The organism is Rhizobium sp. USDA 4016 (genome assembly GCF_056279705.1).
The window spans coordinates 813,873-832,785 of the sequence record NZ_JBWCCY010000004.1; the positions used below are offsets into that span (position 1 = coordinate 813,873).

Genomic DNA, 18,913 nt, shown 5'->3' on the forward strand with positions numbered 1-18,913 from the left:
AGGTCATCCTTTGGGCGAGCGCGGCGCGCCGCCGAACGTTGGAATGTCTGTCTTGAGGCCGGCGCGATTGCGCAATGCCGCGGCCAATCTGTTGATGCGGACAGCGATCGGCATCTTGAGGTGGCGCAGCGCAATCGGATCGCTCCATGCTGCCTTGATCGTGCCGGAGATCGATCTGTTCTTCATGCTGTCGACAAGGAGAAGGAACGATCTCGCCTGCCGCAGGCTGCGTGTCCGGAATTTCTGCGCAGAGGAGGCCTCCACATCGAGCGTATGCTTGCCAAGGAAGACCCTGTCTCCCTCCATCATCGCCTCGATATGCCGGAGTTCCAGCACCCGGGAGATGGAACCCTCGCGGATATTGTAGTCATAGCCGGCAACGGGCTCGACCACGCAGCGCGCGCCAAGCGCCAGTGCGGAGGCGAGGAATTGATAGTCCTCGCCGATCCGCAGATTTTCGTCGAAGCGCAGTGCGTGCCGCTCGATGAAGGCTCGTTCGAAAACAGGCTTGAGATAACCAAAATTATGCGTCGTCTGGAAGAGCGCATTGGAGCGAATGAAATCGGCCAGCGTCAGTTCCGGCATGGCTGCCAGCGCGCTCTCGGAAAACATGGTTTCCGGCGGCGTGCCATCGGCGCGGATCACCCGCAGATTGTCGACCGCGATCTGCGCCCCAGCTTTCTCGGCGCGGGCAATCAGCCTGGCCAGCCGCCCCGGTTCGATCGCATCGTCGGAATCGAGTACGGCAAGCCACCGGCCCGTTGCCGCGGCAATGGCTGCGTTGCGCGCTGCGGCCGGTCCGCCGTTCGTTTCGAGCGCGAGCAGACGGACATTCCTGTCCGAATAGCTGCGGGCCACCTCGCGCGTGTCATCGCCCGAGCAATCGTCTGCAATAATGACCTCGACGCTCACGCCGGTCTGCGCCAGCGCGCTTTCGATTGCCTTCGAAAGCGTTTCGGCTGCGTTATATGCAGCCATGATGAAGCTGATGTCCGGCAGCTCTTTCGTCATGCCGTCCCCTCTGCTGCGCCATATTGGCGAATCTCGCGCACGCCGAGCAGGCCGCTGACGACGCCGAGATGCATCGTGCCGCGAAGTGCATAGCGATAGCGTGGAATGGGCACCAAGATGCAGACGAGCGCAACGCCCAGGCAATAAACGGCCTTTGCGGTGGCAAGTCCGATCTGTTTCAGGCGGTTAAGGCCCCTATGCCTCTCCTGCAATAGACGTCCATGCGTCTGGCCGAAACGGAAACGGCGTTTTGCGAGCCATGAAAGCTCCGCCCGTTTTTCCGGCACCGCCTCATAGACATGTGCTTCGGGAGCATAGGCGATGCGTCCTCCGTCCCGGTGCATATGGCTGAAGAATTCGGTGTCTTCGCCGCCCGTCTTTCCAAGCGCTAGGTTGAAGCGGCGGCCCTTCACATGTTCGGAGCCGAGACGGAGCAGCACGTTGCAGGTGTAGCCCGTGCGGATTTCCTCGCCCACCCAGACCGGCAGCGTCGAATGAAAATCACCTTCGCGCATCCAGGCAGGAGCGGTCGATGCATAGACGCTGCGGACCGGGCCGAGGATCGCATCGGCGCCGGTCTTTTTCGCCGCATTCAGCAGCTCCACCAGCCAGTTTTCCGAGGCATCCTCGTCGTCGTCGATGAAGGCCAGGAAATCGCCCTTGGCATTTTCGAGGCAGGCGTTGCGGGCAATCGAGATGTTCGATGCCGGGCAGTGCACATAGGCGATCTCGTGCGGGATCGTCGAGCGGAGCGCGTCGACGCGTTCCTGCGCGCTCGCCGTCACATCGTTGTCGGCAACGATGATGCGCAGGGTGACGTTTTCAGGAACCGCAAGCACGCCAAGCGAGAGCAGCGCCTCGTCCAACGAGGCGCGGCGATAGGTGCAAACGCCGATATCGATCTGCATGCGTTGGTCCTTCATCAAGACGCCTTGCGGTTGCGGAAGCTCAGGAGCTCCATCCAGAAACCGGCCGACCAGGCGAAATGCATCACCATGGCCGAGAGTGCGGCAAGCGGCCCGTATGGATTGCGCTGGCCGACCGCCATCCAGAAACCGTAGCCGACGCAGGCGACGGCCCATAGGCTGAACGGAATGACCGCAATCCAGCTCAGCACAGCCAGAAACGCGCCGATAAAGACCGGAACCACCGCGAGCGGCAGCATCTGGCGAAGGTTCGGCATGCTGCCGTGCTTCAGAATGTTCTTCGCGCGGCCCCGGCCATAGCCGAGATATTGCCGGAAAAGCGTTCCAACGGTTGATCTTGGATAATAGATCATCCGTGTCTTGTCGGTCATCCAGATGCCAAAGCCCGCCTTTTTCAGACGGTAATCCAATTCCGCGTCCTCATTATGACTGAATGTTTCATCGTAGCCGCCGACGGTCTCGAAGGCTGCGACGCGCATCAGCGCATGGTGGCCGTGATCGGTCCAATGGCCCTTGGCTCCCTCGCGATGCTTCGAGCCGCCGTTGCCGAGTTTGGAGTTCTGCGCGAAAGCGGTGGCCTTCTGGAAAATGCCGAATCCGATCGTCTCCATGGCGACCACGACCGAATCCGCCTGAGTAAGCTCGGCCTCTTCGACGAGCCGCTGGCAGTAGTCCGCCGGGTAGTCGCCGTGGGCGTCGATCCGGATCAGGTATTCGTAATCGCGGCCGAAGGTCGCGACCGCGAGATTGATGGCTGCGCTCTGGATGCGGCGGGGATTGTCGAGCAGGATGACGCGCGGGTCGGTTTGGCTGATACGGCCGACGATCTCACGCGTGCCGTCGGTGCTTCCGCCGTCTGCGACGACGATGCGGGCGTTCAACTGATCAAGCGCCGGGCCGAGTTTTTCGATCAAGGCTTTGATGTGCTTTGCCTCGTTCAGGCAAGGAATGATGATGAGGCTGGCGACGCTGGAACAAACGTCAGTCTTCATTGCAGTCGACCCTTCTGGAACTGCGGTTGCGGGGTTAGAGGCATCGGCCGTCTGCGCTTCGGCGGCGGACGGTACAAGGCGGGACAGATTGTCGACCAAGGCGCGGCAATCGCTGCGGTCGGCGAGCCAGCTCTTCCGATCCTCGGCGGCGACTGCCGCAGCGAGTGTGCCGTATCGTTCACCGGTGAGGTCCTCGAAAAGTGCTTCGAGGCCTTCGACAGAGGCGTCGTGCAGCGTCAGGCCGATATCCTTGCGGGAGAGGAAGCGAGCCGTCTCGGTGCCCGCGAGCGCAATGGGGATGCTGCCATGGAGGCAACCCTCATAGATCCGGTTGGGAAGCAGCCAGCTGGAATTGAGGCCCTCCTCGAAGAAGTCGATCGCCCAGGAGAAGTGGACGTCGCTGTAGATCGCCGGCAGGTCTTCCGGGTTCTTATACGGCCCCTCGAAGCTCAGGTAGGGTTCATTGGCGACGAAGGCGTCGAAATCCTCGAATTCGGAATAGGCCGGCCGGCCGCGCAGCACGATGCGGACACGGCCGTTCATCCGGCTGGAGAAATCGGCAAGCAGTTGCAACGACTTGCGGCAGCGGAGCGCACCGAACCAGCCAATCTTCCAGGGCTCGCCCTCGTTCGGCGGCAAGCGGAGCGGGGTTGCTTGCGGCATGCCGTTCAGCGCGAGCACCTTGTTCTCGACAAGCATGATAGGCGCCTTGAGAGCCGAGCGCGGAACGAAGTAGTTCGCGATGAAGGCGGGCGAACTCGTCAGGATCAGTTTCGCATCTCGCCCGAAATAGGCTTCGGCACGGCGCACAGCCCTGCCGGCTATGCCGTCATTTACGAGAAGGCGATGGATATCGAGGCACTCGTAGACGATCGGCACGCCGCCGAAGAGGTGGCTGGCTCGTTCGGCGACTGCCAGCGCTTCCAGATTGCGCCCGATGATCACGTCCGGCCGTTCGACACCGTTCAGCAGGCCCCGCAGGCCGGCGACCGCCTTTGCGACAGCGCCCATGCGCTGGCCGAATTTGGCATCGACGGTCCGGCCAAGTTCGATCGGCGTGAGACCGTTGACAGCGGCAAGCGCGTTCTCGCCGCGCCGGAAGCCGGAAAGCGTCACCGAGGCGCCGCCTTCTGTCAACATCAGCACGCGGCGGCGCACGGCAGGATCGGCCAGATCATGCGCCAGATAGAGGACTTTGAGCATCAATACTCCTTGCGCTATCCCGGATGTCACCGGAGTCCGTTTCGGGTGTGCTGTGCAATGGTTTCGGCGGTTTAAGAAGGCTTAGTTGAGCGTGCAGGCGATCGAATCCTGGAACTGGCATTTGTCACCCGGCGCCGTGTAGGCCACCCGATCGATTTCCATCGTCGTGGGTTGGGTGTAGGCGAATTTGCCCATCCAGTCCGAAAGTTTGTCCGTTCCCCAGAGGCTGAAGAAGATCTTCTGCGGGTTCTGGGGAATCTTGGACGGGTCGGTGACGTCCTGGACAAGCTTGCCGTTCAGGTAATAGCGAAGCCTGCCCGACTCCCAGACGAATGCATAGTCATTGAAGCCCTGATCGGCGCCTTGGCCGACGGGCACGAGCTTTTCGTTACCGCCCTTGGCCTTGATGTATTGGTTCACCTGGACAGTCGACGTGTCTTTGCCGAGCACCTCGAAGTCGATTTCGTCATGCTGCTGCTTATCGGCAGGGCCGATATAGGTGAAGAAGGCGGAGTTCAGGCCCTTGCCGGTTGCAGACTTGATCCGCGCTTCATAGGTGCCGTAGCTGAAGCGTTTTTTCGTCTGGATCTCGCCACAGAGATAATTGCGGTCCTTGGATTTACCCTCGGCGAAGGTCAGCTGCAGCATGCCGCCCTCGGCCTTCACCTGGTTCTTAGACCACGTGCAGTTCTGGTGGGCGCCGTTGTTCCAGCCGTCGGAAACGTACCAGACGCTGCGGTCGATCTTATCGAAATCGTCGACGAAGGATTTGCCCTTTGCCTGCTGGGCTTGGGCGGGGAGGGCGCCGAGGATAAGGGCGCCGATCGTCAAACTCTGGCAAAGCAGTCGCGCATGCGCGATTTTGGCCGTCATGTCTCACCTTTGCTGTGGAACGAATTCTGCCGGGACATCCCGGCGGGAAGCGGATTGAGAGCTCTTTTTGGTCCGGCCGCCGGTCAAAACGGCGTAGAGACGCGGTGCGTTGCTGCGGACAAAGCTGTTGGAAAGCGCAAGCACTGGAAAGAGCACCAGAAGCGAGCCGCAGAAGAAGAGCGGATAGAAGCCGATGCCTGTCTTTCCCCAAATCATGAAGAATAGGACGAGCAGCGGATAATGGGCGCAGAAGATCCAGAAGCTCAAGCTTCCGGTCTTTGCAAGACGCTGGCCGAGAGGGGTCTTGATCAGCGGTGCCGAGAGCATCCAGAAGCCGGCAGCCCCGCCGATTGCCAGTGCATTGCGGCATAGTTCCACCCAGTCCGGCATCGATGGGCCGGTCATGTAGATCGCGGTTGCAAGCAGAGCCGAAGCGGCAAGCAGCAGCGCCACGCCAAGTGGTGCAAAGCGGTCGAGCGCCTTGATGTCGATGTTGTAGAGGCTCGCATAGATGCCGAAAGCGAAGCTGAAGAGGATCGAGCGCTTGATCACGATATAGAGCGACATTTCCGGAATGAGCGCGAGCAGCAACAAAGTCGACAATGTCAGCAGGGGGATGCGCCGGATGAGCCAGGCGAGCAGCGGCGAAAGCAGGATGCAGACGAAGAGGTCGCGCAGGAAGTAAAGCGGGATGTTGGTGGGAAATTCCTCGGCCGCAAAGAGCTGACTGAGAAGGCCACGCACCGATGCGGTCCACGGGCTTACCACATAGCCGTCACCGATGCCGACGCTAAGCATCGCAAGCGCGGCGATGAAAAATGCCGTGTTCCAGATGAGGAACGGCAGGAAAACGGTCTGCGCTTTCGTGCGCACGGTTTTCACATAGTTGAAGCCCTCCGTCCCGCCACGAAACAGCAGGTAGCCGGAAATGGCGCTGAGGCAGGGAACCCCGACACGGAAGAGCGCTTCGCTCAGGAAGACCCGCAGCCAGTCGAAGAAACCGTAGTTTCCGTTGAACGGCGTATTGGCAGGGTCAAACGGTATATGGACGAACACGATGCCCGAAATGAGCACGATGCGCATCAGGTTGATCCGCGAGGATACGTTGGCGTCAACGTTCACGTTATCAGTCACCCCTATTGGGTCGCACCCCCCTTGCGACCGTTTCAACGAGAGCAGACTCGAGCCCGCAGACCAAAAGCTAGAGCGTTTTTGCGGAAGAAAATATGGCACTGCAGCAAAAATGATCGGCGATCCCGTTTCGGGACGGCTGATTCGGACGGCTCAGCGACGGCTCTTATCGGGCTTGGCTTTAAGAGAAGGAACTGAAACGCCGATGGGGCAATGTATATCGGAAAGTCATCATAAATTCAAATTGGGGGGCGATGAAAGCCGCCGCGACGGAAAAGTTTTGTCGTTTGGTGAAGAAGTCCATCGGTTTTCACGCGATGCCGGGTGCCTGAATGTGGCTGAAATGTGGCGTCGCTCCCCAAATGGGTTTATTCGGCACATGGCTATTTGACAACGCGCTGGTGGGCTTTGACAAATTTCGGCCGGAATGACCTACATCATTTCGCAGTGCAGCAACTTGCTCGGGTGCAGTCTCGACCCTATGTGCCCATCACCGGACTCTTCAGGAGAAAGAATGGCGACCTTCACGATCATCATCCCTTTTTATCAGCGCGAGGACGGCATTCTGCGCCGCGCGCTGGCCTCGGTCTTTGCCCAAAGCTTTCAGGACTTCGATGTGATCGTCGTCGATGACCAGTCGCCTTATCCCGCCGAAGACGAGCTGAAGCCGCTTGCCGAAGGCCAGCGATCGCGGATTGCGGTTGTGAAGCAGGCGAATGCGGGACCGGGCGGGGCGCGTAATACAGGCCTCGACAATGTTCCGGCGGCAACGCGCTTTGCAGCCTTCCTCGATTCAGACGACCTGTGGACGCCAAAACATCTACAGAATGCCCATGATGCGCTGCAGACGTTCGATGCCGACTGCTATTGGGCGTCGATCCACGGAGGTGAGGAATTCGACTATCATTTCAGCATCGCCGACCTAGAGGCCAGTGAAAAGGCGGTGCGCCTTTCCGAGCACCCGCTGTTGCTCGAGATTCCCGACATTGCCGGCGTGATGCTCAAGAACTGGGCCTTTCTCCACATGTCGTGCATGGTCATCGGCCGGCCGCTGATCGACAAGGTCCGCTTCGACGCTGCGCTGCGGCTGGCGGCGGAGGACGTGCTGTTCTTTTGCGATTGCATGCTTGCGGCGCGGCGCGTGCTCCTTTGCGTGGAGGCGGGCGCCTTGCGCGGAGAGGGCATCAACATCTTCCACGGCGTGGACAACGATTCACCGCAGTTTCTCAAGCAGCAGTTCATCACCTGGATGGCGCTCGACCGGCTTGAAAGCCGTTTTTCGAAGCGTCCGCAGGAGATCGAGACCATCAAGGCCTACAAGAACCGGGCGCGCAAGCAGGCGCTTTGGAGCCAGGTGCGACTGGTGCGCCGGCGGCGCCTGCCGGACTTCCAAATGCTGGCCCGCTGGGCGTGGCGTGATCCGGCCCTGGTTGCGAGTGCTCTTCAGATCGCCGGCGGCAAGCTTTCGAAGTAGCGCTTCCTATTCGGCTGACGACGGCAGCAGATATCTGAGGCCGCCAGCACCTCTGGTGGCGATCTCGACGCCGCCGGGGCTGCGGAAACGTTCCGTCTTGTCCATGAAGATGCCGCCGGCAATCGCCGGAACGGCGAAAGGATGGGTGAGGGCGTAGCGCAAGGCTGCACCAGCGCCCGACTGCTTCTTGATATCGAGGAAATGGCGAAGTTCGTATTTGCCGCGAGCATGGCTCTCGTGGCGGCGCACGGCGGCGGCGGCTTCCGGCGTCAGGCTGCAGTTCGCTAAGATCGCCTGGTCGGCTTCGTAGAGCTTGCGGAGATCCTCCGTCCGGTGGCTGCCGCTCAACGAGTTGCCACGCACGACAGCACCGTAGCCGCAGCTGTGGATCACCTTGTAGCGCGCGCCGTTGGCCAGGGCCCGGACATAGAGGTCATAGTCCTCCCCAAGACGCATCTCCTCGCGATAGCGCAGTCTGTGAGTGTCGAGAAACGCGCGCCGCATCACCGGCTTCAGGAAGCCGATTTCGCCGCGCCGGACGCCGCGCTTCGAAACATTGCCGTCGACGAAGGCCACCAGGTCGAGAAACAGCGGACGGTCCAGGAAATGATCGAGTTGCTGGGGCGCACGCGTCACGGTCTCCGCCTCGACGAAAGCGATATTGTCGGCGACGAAATCCCAGTCGTCGTCCGCAAGCATCCGGCTGAACCGGCCTTCAAAGAAGAAGTCGTCGGCATCGAGTATGCTGATTAGTGGGGCGGAGGAGATTTCGATCGCGTGATTGCGGGCGGCCGATGGGCCCCTGTTCTTTTCGAAAGAAACGACATTCAGGCGATTGCTGCCGTCATCGGCAGCTCTGGCAGCGCCGGCGGTTCCATCGCCGGATCCGTCGTCGATGACGACGACTTCAGCCACCTGTTTTTCCCGTAAAGCCGAAGCGACAGCCATTCCGATCGTATCGGCCGCGTTCTTGGCGGCGATGATCACGCAAACGCTTGCCTTAGCCATTTCAACCACGTCGTACCCTCCGTTGTCTCGCGCAAGAGTTAGGACGTCGCCGCGTCTGCGGCAATGCAAAAGGCTTCAAAAGATATTACGGGATCGGCTGGCCGCTATCCGTGTGCCGCCAACAAGAGTTGCTTTCAACGGTTGAAAGGCTCGGAACCATTGAAGGGCGAGACCGGAATCTTCTCCTTGTCGTCGCTTCGGGCCGGTGTATGGGATACCGCCGTGGTGCCCTGGGTGTTGCGCGCCTTTGCTTCCTTCCACACGAGGAACAAGACGCCGCCGAAATAGCCCAATTGCAGGAGAACGGCACAGATCACCGTGTCTATCAGTGTCGTTGTCAGTGAGCCGTTCAGCCAATAAGTCGCAACCGCAAAAACGGCCAAAGCGCCGATCATGCTAACGAAAACGCGAGGTGCATACATAACCGTGCCTCCCTTGGGGAGGTTCGTTCAATGAACAGTCATTGAATTCGGGCTTCCTCCCTAAGGACCCTTTACTTTGTATATTTTAGAAGGCCCCTTGTTTCAACCGAACGAGAGCATTCTTTTTCATCCGTCGTCTCTTTATCTACAGTATTCGGTTTAAGGTTTCCTTCCGGCTTTGGGTAAAATCAACGAAACCTCGTTAAGGAGTGCCGTGACGAGGATTCGGGGTGCAAATGTGTCGATTTTACTTCAGGTTGTTCGAATTATGACATTGCACGCGGTACTTTGCGTCACATTTGCCTACCGAACCAACGCATGAAAGCCAAATGCGTTCAACTTTTATTACAAAGTTTTCATCTAAACCGATTTGAGTGTGCGGCGCAAAATCGATGGTGCGATGCAATAAATTCCGCGATAAGACAATATAGTTGACCTACTCTCGGCAGTGCCCGCAGTGCTTAGTCAAATGTCACCCGAAAGGCGTAGAAAGATTTATTCTTCAATCTTTTTGCGACGCGAAGCAAACACGAAGACCTTTAGTGCGCCGCACAGAGTCTATTCAAAAACATTGCATGCTTTGCATATGAAATTTAGAGAACCCTTAAAAAAAGAAATGTGATAAAGACACGCCGGAAACGGGCCGTTACACAATCGCCATGAAATTGTGGCTTAAAAAAACAAATTCCACCCATACACTCCTCACTAGTCAGCGCTAGCTTAGCGGCCTGGGCTTACCGACCAAACGGCAAACATAAGTGGAGTTAACTCTATGAAGTCTGCGACGAGATCGGACAGTACGCCATTTTTTGGCGTGGTTCATGCGAATGTGTTTCCGCCGACTGGCGGGATCATGAAGCGGGCATTCGATATCACGGCTGCCTCGCTCGGGCTCCTTTTCCTGAGCCCGATTTTTCTGATGGTGATGCTGCTCGTAAAGCTCTCCGACAAGGGGCCGGCTTTCTATGGGCATCGCCGTATCGGCCACAACGGCCAGGAGTTCCGTTGCCTGAAGTTCCGGACCATGGTCGTCAACGGCGACAAGGTCCTGCAGGAGCATCTGCGCAACAATCCGAAGGCGATGGAAGAATGGCGTGAAACGCGAAAACTGCAGGACGATCCGCGGGTCACCACGGTCGGAAGCGTGCTTCGCAAGCTCAGCCTTGATGAACTGCCACAGCTCATCAACATCCTTCGCGGCGAAATGAGCGTTGTCGGGCCGCGGCCCGTCGTTCTTGATGAACTGGAACTCTACGAGTCTTCGGCCGTCTACTATCTACAGGCGCGTCCGGGTCTTACCGGACTTTGGCAGATCAGCGGGCGCAACGACGTGTCCTATGCTGCCCGCGTGGCTTTCGACACACACTACGTCGAAAACTGGTCGCTCATCCGCGATGTGAAGATCATTGCACAGACGATCCCCGCCGTCTGCATGCAGCGTGGCAGCTACTGACAAGCCGCTTCCATATACGCCAAGTAACGTACGGTACTGCTTTTGGCTTGCCGTGCCGATTTACGAGGAAGACTGAATGAGAGAAATCCTGTTGCGCCGCAACCTGCTTGGAAATTCCTTTATGCACGGCCTCGCTTTCGTTGCGGGGCTTAGCATATTGATCGGGTCCTCCGGCTTTGCCCGGGCTGCCGACTACCAGCTCGGCACCATGGACAAGCTGCGCATCCGCGTTGCCGAATGGCAAACGGCGGAAGGCGCGATTCGCGACTGGTCAGTGGTGAGCGGCGATTACACGATCGGCCCCTCAGGAAGTCTTTCACTGCCGTTCGTCGGCGACCTCCCGGCCTCCGGAAAGACGACGGATGCAATCGCGCAGGAAATCGGCGTCGCGCTGCAGAAGCAGTTCGGCCTCAAGGACCGGCCGTCGGCGTCCGTCGAACTTGCCCAGTTCCGGCCGGTCTTTCTGACCGGCGATGTGGAAAACCCCGGCGAGTATCCCTTCGCACCCAATCTGACAGTCGTGAAGGCCGTCAGCATCGCTGGCGGCCTGCGGCGGGCTGATGCCGGCCAGCGCTTTGCCCGCGATTTCATAAACGCCAAGGGCGACGCCGTCGTCTATACGACGGAGCGCAACCGGCTCATTGCCCGCAAGGCGCGGCTGCAGGCGGAAACCTCCAAGAGCGACACGATCGAAATGCCGCAGGAGCTCAAGGATCTGCCCGAGGCAAAAGCCCTGCTCGCCAGCGAAATGGCGTTGATGAACACGCGCAAGAAGCGGCTCACGCTGCAGCTTCAGGCGCTGGACGACCTGAAATCGCTGTTGCAGGCCGAAATCGAATCTCTCGGCAAAAAGACCGAGACACAGACGCGCCAGCTCGAGCTTGCCAAGGAGGACCGCGACAAGGTCGAAAACCTGGCCGAGAAGGGCCTTGCGCTCAGCGCCCGAAAAATGGCCGCCGAACAGCGCGCCGCCGATACCGAGGCGACCCTTCTCGATATCGATACCAACATCTTGAAGGCCAAGCAGGACATCAGCCAGGCCAATCAGGACGAGATCACCCTGCGCAACGACTGGGACGCCAAGCTGTCACAGGAACTGCAGGACACCGAATCCGAACTCGACACGCTCAACCTGAAGATTGCCACCAGCGATGCGCTGATGTCGGAAGCATTGGCGCAATCGAACGACGCCGCTCGTTTCGACCCTCAGAATGCCGCGAGCATCAGCTATTCCATCGTGCGGGAGGTTGACGGCCAGTCGAAGGAAGTTCCGGTCACGGAAAATAGCACATTGCAACCGGGCGACCTGATCAGGGTCACGGCCGGGGTTGCGATGAGATAGCGGAGACCCGCATGCGGATCGCCAAATCGGTGCTGATAAAGCCAGGTGAGAACGAGCTTTACGCCATTCCGGCGGTTGCGCTTTCTCTCTTCTGCTTTGCTTACTCGATCCGCTTCGGGCAGGTGGCGATCCTGTTTTATTATGCCTTGTGGCTGCCACTCGTCGCCGTCAATTATCGCAAGGTGCTCGGCAGCTACAGCCGCTTCATCTGGCTATTCGCCTTCGCCGGTTTCGCCTTCCTCTCCGTCTTCTGGTCCGCCGTGCCGAGCGTGTCGCTGAGGGCGAGCATCCAGTATCTGACGCAGGTGGTCTGTGCGCTGATTGCCGTGCGCGTGCTTGATGTCCGGACGCTGACGCTCGGGGTCGTGGCAGGCGCGGCGGTCGTGCTGCTTTATTCGATCCTCTTCGGCTACTACGAATATGACGCGCTGGATGGGACTTACAGTTTCGTTGGCGCCTTCGCATCGAAGAACCAGCTCGGCTTTTATGCGTCGCTGGGCATCATCTTCGCCTTTGCCGCCGTCTTCATTTACGGCGAGCGCCGTTTCTGGATGATGGCGTCGGGCATAGTCGGTCTTATGGCGGCCTATTGCCTGCTTGCCTCGCAATCGGCCACCTCGGTCATCACGACGGCGGCGGTCGTTGCCCTGCTGATAGGGTTTCGCGTCGTGCTCATGCTGTCGCCGCAACAACGCAAGCTGCTGGTGGTCGGCGGCGGCGTCGCGGCTGTCATCCTGGTGGTGGCGGGCGTCTATCTAGGCGCTGTCGACGCGGTCTTGGGCATCTTCGGCAAGGATTCGACCCTGACGGGCCGCACCTATCTCTGGCAACAGGGTATTGCGGCTGCGGCGCAGAACCCGGCCATCGGCATCGGCTATCAGGCTTATTGGGTTCAGGGCTTCGCAGAGCCTGAGCGGCTATGGAAGGAATTCTTCATCGCCTCGCGAGCCGGTTTCCATTTTCATAATACCTACATCGAGACGGCCGTGGAACTCGGTCTGATCGGCGTGCTCATCCTTGCTGTTACGATCATCGCGACGCTTTGGGGGCATCTGCGCCGGCTGATTGAGGATGTGCGCAATGATGAATCCTATTTCCTTTTCGGCATCACCGTGCTGCTTCTGATCCGTTCGTTCGTGGAGATCGACGTTTTGACGCCCTATAACGTCGGTACCTTTCTTCTTTATTTTTCCGCAGGCAAGCTTGTCGGCGCGCGCCAGCGCTCGGCGATGGCCGGCCTGCACCATTACCAATCTGCTAAGCCTGTTCGTTCCTGATTTTTGCACGTACGCCGCAAAAAGCGGCGCAACGAGGGATATGCATGAAGACCCTTTACGGGATCCAATATTTGCGTGCCTTTGCGGCACTGGCCGTCGTCGTTTTCCATGCGGCAGAAAGAAGTGGCGGGCACTTTACGATCGGCGCTGCTGGCGTCGACGTCTTCTTCGTCATCAGCGGCTTCATCATGTGGGTGATTAGCGACCGCAAGCCGCTGACGCCGCATCGCTTCCTTGTTGACCGCATCCGCCGCATCGCACCCTCATACTGGCTGGTGACGGTCATCATGATCGGCGGAGCGATGGCAGGATTGTTTCCGAACCTACAGCTCGATGCAGGCCACGTCCTGGGTTCGTTCGTCTTTGTTCCTGTGCACTCGCCGAGCACCGGCGAGATTTGGCCGATCCTGGTTCAGGGCTGGACGCTCAATTTCGAGATGTTCTTCTATGTCCTTTTTGCCGGCGCCTTGTTCTTGCCGCGCCAGTGGCGGCTGCCTTTCCTCTCCGTTGCGTTCGGCTTCTTCGTCGTGGTCGGCCTGATGTGGAAGCCGTCTTCGCCGATGCTCGCCACCTATACGCGGCCGATCATCCTGGAGTTCCTCGGCGGCGTCTTCATTGCAGAACTGTGGTTGCGGCGCTGGACCGCCGGCAATAGTCTCGGGCTTGGCTGCGTCGGCGCCGCACTCTGCGGTTTTGCGGCGATTCACCTGATGGGTGCCGGGTTCGACGAATTCATATGCGGACCGCTGGCGATGGCGCTGGTGTTCGGCATGGTCTCGCTGGAGGCCGACGGCAGCATCGGCCGCGTGCCGCTGCTCACCTATCTCGGCGATGCGTCCTTTTCCATCTACCTGTGGCATACGTTTGCGATATCGGTCGCCATCAAGGCTGCAGGAATTCTCGGAATTCCGGGCGGCCTTGCCGTCGTTGCGGCCATTTGCGGTGGAACGTTGCTCGGGATTGCGGCCTATGAGATGGTCGAGAAGCCGCTGCGCAAGCTCCTGTCCAACGAAGCACCCAAGCGCCGCCCGCTTGAGCAGCGCCCTTCGTAAAGATCAACCTGTTTCTTCGACCGGTTGCCCTTTCGGCGCGACTTTGCGGCGGCGCGCGCGCAGCACGACGTAGAAGGCCGGCGTCAGGAACAGGCCGAAGATCGTGACGCCGAGCATTCCCGAGAAGACGGCAGTACCGAGCGATTGGCGCATTTCCGCGCCTGGCCCCGTCGCGATCATCAGCGGCACGACGCCGAAGATGAAGGCGAATGCCGTCATCAGGATTGGGCGCAGGCGCAGATGGCTGGCTTCAATCGCCGCCTCCACCGGCGTCTTACCGTCCTCTTCCGCTTGCCTCGCGAATTCAACGATCAGGATCGCGTTCTTTGCCGCAAGGCCGATCAGCACGATGAGGCCGATCTGCGTCAGGATGTTGTTGTCCATGCCGCGAAGATGGACGCCAAGCAGGGCCGCAAGGATGGCCAACGGCACGATCAGGATGATCGCGAGCGGCAGCACCCAGCTTTCATATTGCGCCGAGAGGGCCAGAAAGACGAAAATCACCGAAAGTGCGAAGATAAAGATCGCTGTGTTGCCGGTGCCGCGCTCCTGAAAGGCGAGTTCGGTCCAGTTGAAGGTCGTTCCCGAGGGCAGTAGCGAACCCGCGATCTTCTCCATGCTGTCGAGGGCGGTGCCGGTCGACACACCAGGCGCTGGATTGCCCTGCAGCGGTACCGAGACATACATATTGTAATGCTGGACGAGCGCCGGACCGCTCCGGTCCTGGACTTCCATGAGGGTTCCCAACGGCACGAGCGCGCCCGTCGCCGACCGGACCTTCAGGGCAAGGATGTCGTCCCGCTCGAGGCGGAATTCCTGGTCGGCCTGCGCCCGCACCTGATAGACCCTGCCGAAAGCATTGAAGTCGTTGACATAGGATGTGCCCAGATTGATCGAGAGCGTATCGAATACGTTCGAGATCGGGACGTTCAGCATGCGTGCCTTGTCGCGATCGATATTGAGGAAGAATTGCGGGCTCGATACGGAGAAGGTCGTGAAGACGCCGGTCAGCCCGGGCGTCTGATTGGCGGTACCCATCATCTGGTTGGCAAGGGCCAGAACCCGCCGCATGTCGCCGCTTTCGAGGTCCATCAGCTGCATCTTGAAGCCGCCGGAATTGCCGATACCCCTGACCGACGGCGGCGGGATGGCAATGATGAAGGCTTCCTGGATGCTCTGCAGGTTTTGGTAGAGCTGACCGATGATCCGGCCGGCGCTCAGACCCTGCTCAAGCCTGTGTTCGAAGGTGTCGAAGGGTGCGAAGACAACGCCTTGATTGGACGCGTTGGTGAAGGTGGCGCCGCTGAAGCCCGCAAAGGCCACCGCGTGAGAGACGCCAGGCGTGTTGCGGATGACTTCCGCCGCCTGCTGCACGACGGCATCGGTTCGGTTGAGCGAGGCGCCCTCGGGCAATTGGAGGACGACGATTGCATAGCCCTGGTCCATATTGGGGATGAAGCCACTCGGGACGATTCGGCCCATGTAGTAGGTCGATGCCAGCAGTCCCGCAAATACCAGCAGCGCACAGAACAGGGCGGTCTTTGTCGCAACGGTGCGGCGAACAATCCATGAGTAGCCGTGGCTCATTCGGTCGAAGCCGCGATTGAAGCCGTTGGCGAGGCCGCGGCCCAGTCGCGTGAACGGATTTCGCGTCTCCTTCGCATGTTCTTCGTGCGGCCGCAGAACGAGCGCAGCGATGGCTGGCGACAATGTCAGCGAATTGACCGCCGAGATTGCCGTTGCGACCGAGATCGTCACCGCAAACTGCCGGTAGAACTGGCCGGTAATGCCTGGGATGAAGGTTGTTGGGACGAACACGGCGATGAGTACCAGGGAGATCGCGATGACCGCCGTTCCGACCTCGTCCATGGTCACATGCGCCGCTTCCCTCGGCGTCATGCCCTTGGCCAGATTTCGCTCGACGTTCTCGACGACGACGATCGCATCGTCTACCACGATGCCGATAGCGAGCACGAGCCCGAAGAGCGTCAGCATGTTGAGCGAGAAGCCGAAGGCGAGCAGGAAAGCGAAAGTGCCGATCAGCGACACCGGGATCGCGACGATGGGGATGATGGCCGTGCGCCACGATTGCAGAAAGACCAGCACCACAATTGCGACCAGCACGGCCGCTTCGAAAATGGTCTTGTAGACCTCTGTTATCGACTCGGAAATGAACTCGGTCGGATTGTAGACGATGTCGTAAGCCAGCCCTGGGGGAAAGTCCTTGGCGAGCTGTTCCATGTTCGCCTTGATTTCGTCGGCGGTCGCGAGCGCGTTTGTGCCCGGACGCGAGAAGATGCCGAGCGCCACCGCCGGCTTGCCGTCGAGGTAGCTGTTGGTGACGTATTGCTTGGCGCCGAGCTCGATGCGGGCAATGTCCTGCAGCTGTACGAGGCGGCCGTCCTCTGTCGCTTTCACAATGACGTAGCGGAACTGCCGCGCATCGGAGAACCTGCCCTGCGTCGTCACGGTGTATTGGAATGCGTTTATGCCTGCCGCCGGCGGCCCACCGATCGAGCCACCCGAAACCTGCACGTTCTGTTCGCGCAAGGCATCCACCACATCGTTCGGGGTCATGCTATAAGAGGCCAGCCTTTGCGGATCGAGCCAGATGCGAAGGGCATATTCGCGCTCGCCGAAGATGGTGAGGTCTCCGACGCCGTCGAGACGCACCAGCACATCGCGGATGCGGCTGCGGGCGTAGTTTGAAACGTAAAGCTGATCGTAGCGGCTGTTCGGAGACAGGATATGCACGACCATCATCAGGTCGGGTGAACTCTTCGCGGTGGTGACCCCGTTGCGGCGAACCTCATCGGGCAGGCGCGGTTCGGCGATCGCTACCCGGTTTTGGACGAGAACCTGCGCCGTATCCAGATCGGTACCGAGCTTGAAGGTGATTGTCAGCGACATCGACCCGTCGTCAGTCGAATAGGAGGACATGTAGAGCATGTTCTCGACGCCGTTGATTTCCTGTTCGAGCGGCGTTGCGACCGTGTCGGCGATGGTCTGGGCGTCGGCGCCGGGATAGTTGGTGCGCACGACGATGGTGGGCGGTGCTATTTCGGGAAACTGCGCCACCGGCAACTGGAAATAGGCGAGGCCGCCGAGAATGAGCAGAACTATGGAGAGGACGGACGCGAATATCGGTCGGTCCACGAAGAAGTGCGCAAACCTCATTGGGCAAGCTCCATGCTTGCAGCTTCCGGCGGGATATCCTCGCGGCTCTGCGGCAGTTCAGTCGTCTGCGGCGTGACCTTGGCTCCCGGGCGAGCGCGCATCAGGCCGTTGACGACGATCGTCTCATTGCCTTCCATGCCTTCGCGGATGACGCGGTAGCCGTAAAGCCGCGGGCCGGGCCGCACGGGCTTGGTCGAAACCGTGCCATCGTTGCCGACGACATAGACGACCCGCTGGTTCTGGTCGGAGCCGATTGCCTCGTCCGGCACGAGAATGGCCCTATAAACGTTGGAGGCCTCCACCTGCACGCGGCCGAAAAGACCAGGCTGAAGCACGAAGTTCGGATTGTCGAAGCGAGCGCGGACCCGCATCGTGCCGGTCTGGCTGTCGACCCGGTTCTCGGCGAAATCGAGCTTGCCTGTGAACGGCTTCTCGTTGGCATCCGTGATGCGGACCTGCACCTCAAGACCGCCGCCGCCCTGCTGAAGGTCGCTGCCGCGCGCACGCGCCGTCTGCGCGAAGTTCAGCAGCCGGCGCTCGTCGACGTCGAAATACAAGTCGATCGGATCGAGCGAAACGATCGTCGTCAGCACCGACTGGTCGGCCTGGACGAGGTTGCCGGCGGAGATCAGCCGCCGGTCGATGCGGCCGCTGATCGGGGCGGTAATCTTCGTATATTCGAGATCGAGCGTGGCCCGATCTGCCGTGGCCTGGGCGCCGCGGACATTGGCCTGAGCGGAAACCCATTCGCGGCGCCGGTCATCGAGCGTCGAAACCGACTGGCTGCCGCTGGTGGCGAGTGATTCTGCGCGTTTGAACTGCGCGTCAGCGTAGATCAGTGTCGATTTCGCGACTTCAAGCGCAGCGGTTGCTTCATTGAACGCAGTGACAAAGGGGCGCTGATCGATGACGAAGAGCAAGTCACCTTTCTTGACCATCGCGCCATCGGTGAAATGTACTTCCTGCAGGTAGCCGCCGACGCGCGATCGCACGGAGACCTCGTCGACCGCCGCGAAGCGGCCGATGAACTCGTCGCTGTCCACGACATCGCGAACGACGGGTTTTGCAACCGTGACGGGCGGAGCAGGCGGAGCGTCCTGGGCAATGACGGTCGCGGGAAAAAGGATAAGGTAAGTGAGAGCAAGGGCTTCACGAAGAGAGTAAGGCATAGCGATCCCCCATTCTGGGCGGCCGGCATGCCGCCAAACTTATGCGGTAACGATGCGATTCATTTCTGCTGTGTCGAACCCGGCTTTCCGGCCTTCGTCTTGTTGCTCTTGTCACGCACCGGCCGATCGGCAGGGGTGCCAGCTTGCAAAAAAAGGCCGAAGGTCTGCTCCGGTAACTCTATGAAATCGGACTATAAACGTCAGTAGGCAGAAATTGCAAACGCCAATCGCCGGTAGTTTGAGAATCTGACCGGGATAAGGGGGTCGACGATCAGCTCTTGCCACACGTGCCCTGCGGCATTTTGGCCGCAACGGCGGAATCTGCGGCCGTTGATCTTGTGCGTTGCACATGCTCACTATATCTACCAACATTATAAGCACACTTATAAATAGCTAGCATAGC

15 protein-coding genes and 1 pseudogene are annotated in these 18,913 nt (G+C 59.7%); 6 read left to right on the plus strand and 10 right to left on the minus strand.

Annotated features, from left to right (window positions below; genetic code table 11):
- Nucleotides 1–3 precede the first annotated feature (3 nt).
- The 6 genes and pseudogenes from ACZ9DP_RS19215 to ACZ9DP_RS19240 all read right to left on the minus strand — a co-directional run bounded on the left by ACZ9DP_RS19215 (nucleotide 4) and on the right by ACZ9DP_RS19240 (nucleotide 6,088).
- Nucleotides 4–1,011: a glycosyltransferase family 2 protein gene (locus ACZ9DP_RS19215; RefSeq protein WP_476203291.1), complete on the minus strand. Its 1,008-nt coding sequence runs from the start codon at nucleotides 1,009–1,011 to the stop codon at nucleotides 4–6.
- Nucleotides 1,008–1,934, minus strand: coding sequence for a glycosyltransferase family 2 protein (locus ACZ9DP_RS19220; RefSeq protein ID WP_476203292.1), 927 nt, complete (start codon nucleotides 1,932–1,934; stop codon nucleotides 1,008–1,010). The genes ACZ9DP_RS19215 and ACZ9DP_RS19220 overlap by 4 nt, the downstream gene beginning before the upstream one ends.
- On the minus strand, nucleotides 1,934–2,929 hold the full coding sequence (locus ACZ9DP_RS19225) for a glycosyltransferase family 2 protein (RefSeq protein WP_476205415.1): 996 nt from the start codon (nucleotides 2,927–2,929) through the stop codon (nucleotides 1,934–1,936). The genes ACZ9DP_RS19220 and ACZ9DP_RS19225 overlap by 1 nt, the downstream gene beginning before the upstream one ends.
- Nucleotides 2,930–2,989: 60 nt before the next feature.
- Nucleotides 2,990–4,132: pseudogene (locus ACZ9DP_RS19230) on the minus strand (glycosyltransferase); the annotation flags it as partial.
- Between the two features lie 81 nt (nucleotides 4,133–4,213).
- The gene (gene exoK / locus ACZ9DP_RS19235; RefSeq protein WP_476203293.1) at nucleotides 4,214–5,005 is read right to left on the minus strand and encodes an endo-1,3-1,4-beta-glycanase ExoK; all 792 of its coding nucleotides are present in this window, start codon (nucleotides 5,003–5,005) and stop codon (nucleotides 4,214–4,216) included.
- Nucleotides 5,006–5,008: 3 nt separating this feature from the next.
- Nucleotides 5,009–6,088, minus strand: a complete 1,080-nt coding sequence (locus tag ACZ9DP_RS19240; RefSeq protein ID WP_476203294.1) for an acyltransferase family protein — start codon at nucleotides 6,086–6,088, stop codon at nucleotides 5,009–5,011.
- Here ACZ9DP_RS19240 and ACZ9DP_RS19245 point away from each other — a divergent pair.
- Together ACZ9DP_RS19245 and ACZ9DP_RS19250 are read left to right on the plus strand one after the other, a co-directional pair.
- Complete coding sequence (locus ACZ9DP_RS19245; protein ID WP_194730276.1) at nucleotides 6,072–6,527, plus strand: hypothetical protein; 456 nt, start codon at nucleotides 6,072–6,074, stop codon at nucleotides 6,525–6,527. The two genes, ACZ9DP_RS19240 and ACZ9DP_RS19245, sit on opposite strands and share 17 nt — an antisense overlap.
- Before the next feature lie 123 nt (nucleotides 6,528–6,650).
- On the plus strand, nucleotides 6,651–7,610 hold the full coding sequence (locus ACZ9DP_RS19250) for a glycosyltransferase family 2 protein (RefSeq protein ID WP_476203295.1): 960 nt from the start codon (nucleotides 6,651–6,653) through the stop codon (nucleotides 7,608–7,610).
- Nucleotides 7,611–7,616: 6 nt separating this feature from the next.
- Here the strand turns inward: ACZ9DP_RS19250 and ACZ9DP_RS19255 are convergent, their stop codons facing one another.
- Both ACZ9DP_RS19255 and ACZ9DP_RS19260 read right to left on the minus strand, forming a co-directional pair.
- Entirely contained in the window at nucleotides 7,617–8,618 is a 1,002-nt protein-coding gene (locus tag ACZ9DP_RS19255; protein WP_476205416.1) for a glycosyltransferase family 2 protein, read from the minus strand.
- Between the two features lie 134 nt (nucleotides 8,619–8,752).
- Nucleotides 8,753–9,040, minus strand: coding sequence for an exopolysaccharide production repressor protein (locus ACZ9DP_RS19260; RefSeq protein WP_074069343.1), 288 nt, complete (start codon nucleotides 9,038–9,040; stop codon nucleotides 8,753–8,755).
- A 772-nt stretch (nucleotides 9,041–9,812) separates the two neighbouring features.
- On the opposite strand from ACZ9DP_RS19260, the gene ACZ9DP_RS19265 reads away from it, so the two are divergent.
- From ACZ9DP_RS19265 to ACZ9DP_RS19280, 4 genes are all read left to right on the plus strand, one after another.
- A complete protein-coding gene (locus tag ACZ9DP_RS19265; RefSeq protein WP_022716912.1) occupies nucleotides 9,813–10,493 on the plus strand; it encodes a sugar transferase in 681 nt (226 codons plus the stop codon).
- Nucleotides 10,494–10,569: 76 nt separating this feature from the next.
- Complete coding sequence (locus tag ACZ9DP_RS19270; RefSeq protein ID WP_194727838.1) at nucleotides 10,570–11,835, plus strand: polysaccharide biosynthesis/export family protein; 1,266 nt, start codon at nucleotides 10,570–10,572, stop codon at nucleotides 11,833–11,835.
- 11 nt (nucleotides 11,836–11,846) lie between these two features.
- Entirely contained in the window at nucleotides 11,847–13,112 is a 1,266-nt protein-coding gene (locus ACZ9DP_RS19275) for an O-antigen ligase family protein (protein WP_476203296.1), read from the plus strand.
- Nucleotides 13,113–13,156: 44 nt separating this feature from the next.
- A complete protein-coding gene (locus ACZ9DP_RS19280) occupies nucleotides 13,157–14,164 on the plus strand; it encodes an acyltransferase family protein (RefSeq protein WP_476203297.1) in 1,008 nt (335 codons plus the stop codon).
- 3 nt (nucleotides 14,165–14,167) lie between these two features.
- On the opposite strand, the gene ACZ9DP_RS19285 is transcribed toward ACZ9DP_RS19280, so the two are convergent.
- Complete coding sequence (locus ACZ9DP_RS19285; protein ID WP_476203298.1) at nucleotides 14,168–17,341, minus strand: efflux RND transporter permease subunit; 3,174 nt, start codon at nucleotides 17,339–17,341, stop codon at nucleotides 14,168–14,170.
- Nucleotides 17,338–18,510: an efflux RND transporter periplasmic adaptor subunit gene (locus ACZ9DP_RS19290; protein ID WP_476203299.1), complete on the minus strand. Its 1,173-nt coding sequence runs from the start codon at nucleotides 18,508–18,510 to the stop codon at nucleotides 17,338–17,340. The genes ACZ9DP_RS19285 and ACZ9DP_RS19290 overlap by 4 nt, the downstream gene beginning before the upstream one ends.
- Between the last annotated feature and the right edge of the window lie 403 nt (nucleotides 18,511–18,913).

Coding starts and splice junctions, on each gene's coding strand:
- ACZ9DP_RS19215 (WP_476203291.1), bottom strand. CDS start 1,011: ATGACGAAAGAGCTGCCGGACATCAGCTTCATCATGGCTGCATATAAC.
- ACZ9DP_RS19265 (WP_022716912.1), top strand. CDS start 9,813: ATGAAGTCTGCGACGAGATCGGACAGTACGCCATTTTTTGGCGTGGTT.
- ACZ9DP_RS19270 (WP_194727838.1), top strand. CDS start 10,570: ATGAGAGAAATCCTGTTGCGCCGCAACCTGCTTGGAAATTCCTTTATG.
- ACZ9DP_RS19255 (WP_476205416.1), bottom strand. CDS start 8,618: ATGGCTAAGGCAAGCGTTTGCGTGATCATCGCCGCCAAGAACGCGGCC.
- ACZ9DP_RS19260 (WP_074069343.1), bottom strand. CDS start 9,040: ATGTATGCACCTCGCGTTTTCGTTAGCATGATCGGCGCTTTGGCCGTT.
- ACZ9DP_RS19290 (WP_476203299.1), bottom strand. CDS start 18,510: ATGCCTTACTCTCTTCGTGAAGCCCTTGCTCTCACTTACCTTATCCTT.
- ACZ9DP_RS19245 (WP_194730276.1), top strand. CDS start 6,072: ATGAGCACGATGCGCATCAGGTTGATCCGCGAGGATACGTTGGCGTCA.
- ACZ9DP_RS19225 (WP_476205415.1), bottom strand. CDS start 2,929: ATGAAGACTGACGTTTGTTCCAGCGTCGCCAGCCTCATCATCATTCCT.
- ACZ9DP_RS19240 (WP_476203294.1), bottom strand. CDS start 6,088: ATGCGCATCGTGCTCATTTCGGGCATCGTGTTCGTCCATATACCGTTT.
- exoK (WP_476203293.1), bottom strand. CDS start 5,005: ATGACGGCCAAAATCGCGCATGCGCGACTGCTTTGCCAGAGTTTGACG.
- ACZ9DP_RS19285 (WP_476203298.1), bottom strand. CDS start 17,341: ATGAGGTTTGCGCACTTCTTCGTGGACCGACCGATATTCGCGTCCGTC.
- ACZ9DP_RS19275 (WP_476203296.1), top strand. CDS start 11,847: ATGCGGATCGCCAAATCGGTGCTGATAAAGCCAGGTGAGAACGAGCTT.
- ACZ9DP_RS19250 (WP_476203295.1), top strand. CDS start 6,651: ATGGCGACCTTCACGATCATCATCCCTTTTTATCAGCGCGAGGACGGC.
- ACZ9DP_RS19220 (WP_476203292.1), bottom strand. CDS start 1,934: ATGAAGGACCAACGCATGCAGATCGATATCGGCGTTTGCACCTATCGC.
- ACZ9DP_RS19280 (WP_476203297.1), top strand. CDS start 13,157: ATGAAGACCCTTTACGGGATCCAATATTTGCGTGCCTTTGCGGCACTG.